6 protein-coding genes are annotated in these 6087 nt (G+C 68.8%); all 6 read right to left on the bottom strand.

Going from position 1 to position 6087, the window contains the following annotated elements:
• The coding region (gene pheT, locus FK498_RS08120; RefSeq protein WP_141853399.1) for a phenylalanine--tRNA ligase subunit beta at nucleotides 1-1833 on the bottom strand (1833 nt) is incomplete at its 3' end.
• A 1-nt stretch (nucleotide 1834) separates the two neighbouring features.
• A complete protein-coding gene (gene pheS, locus FK498_RS08115) occupies nucleotides 1835-2908 on the bottom strand; it encodes a phenylalanine--tRNA ligase subunit alpha (RefSeq protein ID WP_141853397.1) in 1074 nt (357 codons plus the stop codon).
• A 112-nt stretch (nucleotides 2909-3020) separates the two neighbouring features.
• The gene (gene rplT, locus FK498_RS08110) at nucleotides 3021-3380 is read right to left on the bottom strand and encodes a 50S ribosomal protein L20 (RefSeq protein WP_141853395.1); all 360 of its coding nucleotides are present in this window, start codon (nucleotides 3378-3380) and stop codon (nucleotides 3021-3023) included.
• Nucleotides 3381-3401: 21 nt separating this feature from the next.
• The gene (gene rpmI, locus FK498_RS08105; protein WP_141853393.1) at nucleotides 3402-3602 is read right to left on the bottom strand and encodes a 50S ribosomal protein L35; all 201 of its coding nucleotides are present in this window, start codon (nucleotides 3600-3602) and stop codon (nucleotides 3402-3404) included.
• A gap of 288 nt (nucleotides 3603-3890) precedes the next feature.
• Nucleotides 3891-4937 carry a ParA family protein gene (locus tag FK498_RS08100; RefSeq protein WP_141853391.1) on the bottom strand — a complete coding sequence of 349 codons (1047 nt, stop codon included), beginning with the start codon at nucleotides 4935-4937 and terminating at the stop codon, nucleotides 3891-3893.
• 108 nt (nucleotides 4938-5045) lie between these two features.
• Nucleotides 5046-6086: an ABC transporter ATP-binding protein gene (locus FK498_RS08095; protein WP_141853389.1), complete on the bottom strand. Its 1041-nt coding sequence runs from the start codon at nucleotides 6084-6086 to the stop codon at nucleotides 5046-5048.
• Nucleotide 6087 lies beyond the last annotated feature (1 nt).

Raw genomic sequence — 6087 nt, 5'->3', positions numbered from 1 at the left:
CCGCGGCGTCGCACCCGCGCGGAGGCCGGCGGCGCAGAGCGTCTGCTCGCCGGGCTCGCCGCCCTGGAAGGCGGGGCCGGTCTCGAACAGCGCGACATCCGGGTGGCCGCGCGCGGCGTTGCGCGCCGCGGCGAGGGCCAGCGTGCCGACGATCGACGGGCGCATCGCGTCGAGATCCGAGGCGATCGGGTTCGCCAGCATGCGCGCCGCATCGCCGCCGCCGAACAGCGCGGCCACGCGGCTGTCCATGAAGCTGAACGTCACGCACTCGGTCATGCCGCGTCCGGCCAGCACGCGACGGGCGGTGATCGCGCGCGCCATCCCGGTGGTGACCGCCACTGGCGGTATGGTGCGGGTCCGCCCTGCCTCGTCGACGAGGGGCGGCATCGGGGTCGCCGGCACGGTCTCCAGCCCGACGATGCGCAGCACCTCCTCGATCAGGTCGTACTCGGCCTGGCCGTCGGGATCGCCGGCGCAGTCGTTGCGCCAGGACGGCACCGCGACGGTGACGCGGTCGGTGTCGCGCGCGGTCGGCACGAAACCGAGCCGTTCGAGGATCTGCGTCGCCTCCTCCGCCGGCACGGGCAGGCCGCCGAAGGCGGCGAGGCGGGCGAAGCGCAGCGTGGCGGTGCGGCGCGTGTCCGGCTCGGCGCCGGCCTCCACCACCTCGGACGCCTCGCCGCCGCAGAGATCGAGGATCATGCGCGTGGCCGCCTCGGTGGCCGCGCGCATCAGTCCGGCGTCGATGCCGCGTTCGAAGCGGTAGCGCGCATCGGTCTGGATGCCGAGGCGCCGCCCCGTGTTCGCGATCGCGACGGGATCGAACAGCGCGACCTCGAGGAACACCTCGGTCGTCTCCTCGGTGCAGCCGGTGGACTCGCCGCCCACGATGCCGGCGAGCGCGAGCGCGCCGGAGGCGTCGGCGATCACGGTGTCGGTCTCGGTCGCGGTGACCGCCTTGCCGTGCAGCCCGGCGAAGGTCTCACCGCGGCCCGGACGCATGGTCAGCACGCCGCCCGCGAGCTTCGCCGCGTCGAACACGTGCAGCGGCCGGCCGAGGTCGAAGGTGAAGAAGTTGGTGATGTCCACCAGCCGGCTGATCGGCCGAAGCCCGATGCTCTCCAGCCGCCGCTTCAGCCACTCCGGTGACGGCGCGTTGCGCACGCCGCGGAAGTGGCGCCCCAGCACCCAGGGGCAGGCGGGGGTCTCGGTGGCCCAGGCGATCGGGCTCCGGTACGCCGCCGGCACGGCGGGCGCGGACCAGGGCCGGAGCGTGCCGATCCCGGCCGCGGCGAGGTCGCGCGCGATCCCGCGCACGGAGAGCGCATCGCCGCGGTTCGGCGTCACGGCGATCTCGATCACCGGATCGGCGAGCCCCGCCCAGCGGGCGTACTCGGCGCCGACCGGCGCATCCGCCGGCAATTCGACGATGCCGTCGTGATCCTCGCCGAGCTTCATCTCGCGCGCCGAGAGCAGCATTCCCTCGGACGGCTCGCCGCGGATCTGGCCGACCTTCAGCGTGATCCCCGTGCCGGGGATGAAGGCGCCGGGCAGGGCGAGCACGGCCTTCATGCCCGTGCGCGCATTCGGCGCGCCGCAGACGATGTTGAGGAGCCTGCCGTCGCCGCCATCCACCTTGCAGACGCGCAACCGATCGGCGTTCGGGTGAGGCTTCGCCTCCACCACATGGGCGATGCGGAACCCGGCGAGGGCCGCGCCGCGATCCTCGACCCCCTCCACCTCCAGCCCGATCGCGTTCAGCGTGTCGAGGATGCGCTCGACGGAGGCCTCGGTGTCGAGATGCGTCTTCAGCCAGGAGAGCGTGAACTTCATCTCAGGACAGCCCCGTCGCGAGGCTCGCGACATCCTCGGGGCGGAAGCCGGTGGCGCGCAGCCAGCGGATGTCGCTCTCGTAGAACGGGCGCAGATCGGTGATGCCGTGCTTCAGCATCGCCACGCGCTCGATCCCCATGCCGAAGGCGAAGCCCTGCCACGCGGTGTGATCGACCCCGCCCGCCTCCAGCACCTTCGGATGCACCATCCCGGAGCCGAGGATCTCCAGCCAGTCCCCGCCGCGGCCCAGTTCGCCGGTGCGGCGGTTCCAGCCGATATCCACCTCCATCGAGGGCTCGGTGAACGGGAAGTAGGAGGCGCGGAAGCGCACCGGCAGGTCGGGGATGCCGAAGAAGGCGCGCAGGAAGTCGACGATGCAGCCCTTCAGATGCGCGAGCGTGATGTCGCGCCCGATCGCCAGCCCCTCGACCTGGTGGAACATCGGGCTGTGCGTCGCGTCATGGTCGGCGCGGTAGGTGCGGCCGGGCGCGATCACGCGGATCGGCGGCGGTGTCGCCAGCATGGCGCGGATCTGCACGGGGCTCGTGTGCGTGCGCAGCACCTTCTCGCGCCCCTCGGGGGTGCGGCCGGGCATGTAGAACGTGTCGTGGTCCTGCCGCGCGGGGTGGTGCGCGGGGATGTTGAGCGCGCCGAAGTTCAGCCAGTCATCCTCGATGTCGGGGCCCTCGGCGACCGTGAAGCCCATCGCGCCGAAGATCGCGACGATCTCCTCGATGGTGCGGCTGATGGGGTGGATCAGCCCCTCCGCCCCGGGGCGGGGCGGCAGGGTGATGTCGAGCCGCTCGGCCGCGAGCCGCGTGTCGAGGGCCGCGTCCTCCAGGGCCGCGCGCCGGGCCTCGATGGCCGCGGCGATGGCGTCCTTCAGCGCGTTCAGCGCCGCACCCCGCTCCTTGCGCCGCTCGGGGGCGACGGCGCCGAGACCCTTCATCAGCGCCGTCACCGCGCCGTTCCGGCCCAGCGCCGCGACCCGCACGGCATCGAGCGCGGCGAGGTCGCCGGCGGCTTCGATCCTGGCGAGGGTTTCGTCACGCAGGGCGGCGAGATCGTCGATCATCGGAGGTCCCATGCGGAAAGGGCCGCCGGCAGGCCGGCAGCCCTCTCACGTCGTCCTTGTCCATTGCTCCGCGCGGGCAGGGTCGGCGTGGCGTCCGCCGGCGCGGAGCGGATCAGACGGCGCGCGCGGCCGCGGCCTTGTCCACGACGGCGGCGAACGCCGCCGGCTCGTTGAAGGCGAGTTCGGCCAGCACCTTGCGGTCGAGCTCCAGCCCGGCCGCCTTCAGCCCGGCGATGAACTGGCTGTAGGTCAACCCCTTCTCGCGCACGGCGGCGTTGATGCGCTGGATCCAGAGGGCGCGGAACTCGCGCTTCCTCACCTTGCGGTCGCGGTAGGCGTACTGAAGGCTCTTCTCGACCTTCTGCTTCGCCATCCGGATGGTGTTCTTGGCGCGGCCCCGGAAGCCCTTCGCCTGCCCGAGGACCTTCTTGTGACGGGCATGGGCCGTCACGCCCCGCTTCACGCGTGCCATTGGTCTAGCGTCCTTCCGCGATCAGAGCCCGTAGGGCGCCCACTGCTTCACCGTGCGCGCGTCCTGGTCCTCCAGCACGCGGAAGCCGCGGCCTTGGCGCTTCATCTTCTGCGGCTTGCAGGCGAGGTTGTGGCGCTTGAAGCCGGGCCCGGCCATGACCTTGCCCGAGGCGGTGATCTTGAAGCGCTTCTTGACGCTCGATTTCGTCTTGAGCTTGGGCATTTGACCATCCTTTCGTCCGAGGGGGTCGCGCGGGCGCGACCGGAGGCGGCCGGGCATGCCCCAGGGGCCCGGCGCGCGCAGAGCCGCGGCTTATAGGGCGGCCGGGGCGGGGGGGCAAGGGGTGGGGTCACCGGTTCGTCCCTCGGCTCGACTGCGGCTCCAACCTCTTCCGGGTCGCTAAGATCCTCCGCCAAATGACGCACATCAGATTGGTAGGCCGAGGTCGGAGCGAGAGTCGCCGTCAGTTCCGTCGACGCGGCGGGAGCGTACAGCAAACTCTCCCGCCCTCTACAGCTTGGCAACAAGACTGTCGATTGATTTGACGACAGCACGTCTATAATCCTCCTTCACCTGGACACGACGGTTGTTGATCGACTGCTTGCCAGACTTCAGGCGGGAGAAGGGTAGTCCCTTGGCAAACGCGACGACGCCTGTGGTCTGAAAATCACGTATCTGAGCGGTACCGTTGGCCATGTTATTGAACGTGAAGAGGTTAGGATGGGTTGCCAGCAACGCATTGATATCGTTATCGATCGCAGTCAGCACTGCCGCATATGCCGATGCTGGTCCCATGTACTGTGTAATTCGGTTCTTAGCGATCAAATGGACTTGCGGAAGCGCTCTGCCTGCCTGCGTTAACTTTGTGTTGAAAGCGTAGGTCGCATAGATCGGGGAAGGCAGGCTCAACCCATAGAGCAGTGAGAGTGCGTTCTGGACCGCGCGCCGAGAAGAGTCATCGGCCATTACCGGCAATACCAGCCGCTCAGCGGTAGCGAGTGCAATCTGAGTATAAATCGAGAAGCTTGGGTTGCAATCAATGAAGATCGTATCGTAGGTGCTTCCTAGAGAATTGAGGAAGTCGCTGATCCAATCTACTATCGAAATCCATGTGTTAGTCCCTGGAATCTGTGTATTTGAAAGTGTATTTATTGCATTTGATTGCAATTCTAGCAGAGGGTCACCACACACCAAGTGAATATTATTCGGTATGGCACTATTAAGGGTTGAAGGTGTGGCAATGAAGTCTTGGGGTTGGAACGTCGGCACGTTGTAAGGTGACGAGAGCCGTTGCTGAAAGTAGCCGCCCAGACTCCTGCGGGGTACTGCTCCATGTTGTTGCAGCAAATGTTGGCTACCCATTCCTGTCAACCCGCCTAGAAGTAGCTCCGATAGGTTCGCCTGCGGGCATGCGTCGACTACCAGAATGCGCTGATTTTGGTGCTTTTCAGCAAAGCCGCAGATGGCCTGGAAGCACAGGCTCGTCTTCCCGTGCCTCCCTTGTTGTTCCAGAATGCGTAGCGCATGCAGACCTCCATGAATGTCCGAGACGGACATATAAGCGTCCATATCGGACGCGCCAATGTCCATTTTGGACCTTGAGCCTCCCGGCCATTTTTTGCCCAGAGGGCAAGTTCCAAGAGGCGGGCTCGGCTGCTCCCCCCCTCACCCCCGCAACGGAATCACCCGCTCCAACCGGCACCCCACCGCCGCCCCCTCCGCGAAGGCCCGCGCCGAGGCGGGCGCGATCACGAACAGCATCCCCGCCGCCGTCTCCACCTCGTACTCCCGCGTCTGGCCCAGGAACGCCGCGCGCACCACGCGCCCCGGCACCCCGCCCGCCTCCGCCAGCGTCACCGCCTCGGGCCGCACCGCCAGCGTGGCGGGGCCCGGCGGGTGCGCGCGCATCGCGGACTCCACCTCCACCCCGCCGACTCGCAGCCGCGCCCGCCCCCCCTCCGCCGCCAGCACCTCGCCCGCGATCACGTTCGCCTCGCCCATGAAGTCGGCCACGAACGAATCCGCCGGGTCCTCGTAGAGTTCCGTAGGCCGGCCCATCTGCGCGATCCGCCCGTCGCGCATCACGATCACCAGGTCCGACACCGCCAGCGCCTCCTGCTGGTCGTGCGTCACGTACACCACGGAGAGGCCGAGGCGGCGTTGCAGGTCGCGGATGTCCTCGCGCACGCGCCGGCGCAGCCGCGCGTCGAGGTTCGACAGCGGCTCGTCGAACAGCAGCACCTTGGGCCGCAAGACGAGTGCGCGCGCCACCGCCACGCGCTGCTGCTGCCCGCCCGAGAGCTCCGCCGGCAGCCGCGCCTCGAACCCCTCGAGCCCGAGCGAGGCGAGCATCGCCCGCGCCTCGGCCTCGGCCGCCGCCCGCCGCGCGCCGTTCACCGACAGCCCGTAGGCGACGTTCTCCAGCACCGTCATGTGCGGGAACAGGGCGTAGGACTGGAACACCATGGCGATGCGCCGTTCGGCCGCGGCGAGGCGCGTCACGTCGCGCCCCTCGATCTCGATCCGCCCCTCGGACGGCAGCTCCAGCCCCGCGATCAGCCTGAGCGTCGTCGTCTTGCCGCAGCCCGAGGGGCCGAGCAGCGTCACCAGGGCGCCCCGCGGCAGGTCGAAGCTGACGGCATCGACCGCGCGCACGGGGCCGAAGGATTTCGTCACGCGCTCGAAGCGGATCGCGGGGTCGGCCATG

This window comes from Elioraea sp. Yellowstone (genome assembly GCF_006704265.1).
GTDB lineage: Bacteria > Pseudomonadota > Alphaproteobacteria > Acetobacterales > Acetobacteraceae > Elioraea.
This window is presented reverse-complemented; position numbering and strand designations above follow the sequence as displayed.